2 protein-coding genes and 1 pseudogene are annotated in these 1,434 nt (G+C 66.3%); all 3 read right to left on the reverse strand.

Features of this window, described 5'->3' with window-relative positions:
* A pseudogene (locus P3W85_RS24120) lies at positions 1-169 on the reverse strand (TolC family protein); the annotation flags it as partial.
* 193 nt (positions 170-362) lie between these two features.
* On the reverse strand, positions 363-830 hold the full coding sequence (locus P3W85_RS24125; protein ID WP_035816590.1) for a hypothetical protein: 468 nt from the start codon (positions 828-830) through the stop codon (positions 363-365).
* Positions 831-1,296: 466 nt separating this feature from the next.
* On the reverse strand, positions 1,297-1,434 hold a 138-nt coding region (locus P3W85_RS24130; RefSeq protein WP_276266626.1), incomplete at its 5' end, for a flagellin.

Consider the following 1,434-nt stretch of genomic DNA (forward strand, 5'->3'; position numbering starts at 1 on the left):
GATTGGGATAGGCGCGCGCGCTGGTCACGGCGGCACTGGCGGCATCGACGCCTGCCTGGGCCGCCTCGACGCCCTTGTTGGTGGACTGCGAGAGGGACAGCAGTTGCGGCAAGGTGAACGTCTCCGCCGCCAGAGCCGGCAAGGCTCCAAGCGACAGCAACGCCACCATGGAAAACATAGTGATCTGTTTGATCTGCATGACAAAAGGGGGCAGGCGAAACGGCTGCGCGCCCGCCGCCGGCGCGCGCAGACAAGCGCACGCCAACGGTCAGCCAGCGATCGCGGACGCGATCGGGCCCAGGCGCCCAGGCAATGGGAATGCAGCCCGGGCGCGCATTGGCGCACCGGGGTTGCCAGGGCTGTCAGGCCAGGGAAATGGGGGGCTTGAAGAACGCCGCGGGCAAGGGCTCCGGGCGTGGGGGGAGCTGATGCGCGATCTCGCTGGGGGGCAGCGAGACACGTACCGTCGGCAGCGCGAAGAGCGCGCTGGATTCTTCGATCTCGTCAAGCAGGTCGAGCGGATCGAGCAGGTCCGCGGACCAGATTTCGCAATAGCCGGGAGGATCTTCCCCTGCCACCTCTTCGGCCATCGCTTCACCGGCCAGGCCATCGTCGCCCGGGGCGAACACGCGCGCCGGTTCGGCGCTGCCATCCAGTTCGTCGAGCGTGCGGGAGAACGCCGATTCCGGCGCCAGTAGTTCGGCGCGGACAGATTCGGCGCGAACAGGATCCACCACGGCGCCCGGCATACCGGCGTGCGCGTTCGCAGCGGCCCCGAAGGACAGCAGAGACAGGCACAACACGGTCAGCAAGAGCAACAGGGATCGCATGAAAAGGGGCGCGGCTAGGATGCGCCAAACGGCTCGGCTAGCGGGAAACCGTCCGCCCGTCGCCGATGGTGCGCCACAACATTGTAACGCGAATGTAAATCATAGACCGGCAAGGGCGCGGTGCGTTCCTGCGGCGAGTAACAAAAACTGGATGCGCCAGAGCATGGCTGGCCGCGCCGGGCCCGGTACGGAGGCGTTGGCTGAGCCAGCGTCGAGAGGAATGCGGATTCGGAGTTTGTCTCGCGCCGCCTCGCTGGCGACGCCGTGCCCGGCATCTTGGAAGCGGGCCTGCCCCATCCGCGGGGCAAGGTAACGATCATCAGCGATCGCACAAAAGCGAATGCATGGGCCGGCCGTAGGCCGGTCCATGCATCGAAGCGACATGCCTCTTCGCACCCGGCGTGACCGGCATGGACGACCGGTCATGCCTGGGGTGAGGCATTTGCTACAGGATCTGCTGCAGCGATTAACGCAGCAGCGACAGCACGCCCTGGTTCGACTGGTTGGCCTGGGCCAGCACAGAGGTACCAGCTTGTTGCAGGATCTGGGCGCGCGACATGTTCGACACTTCGGTCGCGTAGTCAGCGTCCTGGATCCGCGAGCG

It is taken from the genome of Cupriavidus basilensis (assembly GCF_029335485.1).
GTDB classification, from domain to species: Bacteria; Pseudomonadota; Gammaproteobacteria; order Burkholderiales; family Burkholderiaceae; genus Cupriavidus; species Cupriavidus basilensis_E.

Coding starts and splice junctions, on each gene's coding strand:
- P3W85_RS24125 (WP_035816590.1), bottom strand. CDS start 830: ATGCGATCCCTGTTGCTCTTGCTGACCGTGTTGTGCCTGTCTCTGCTG.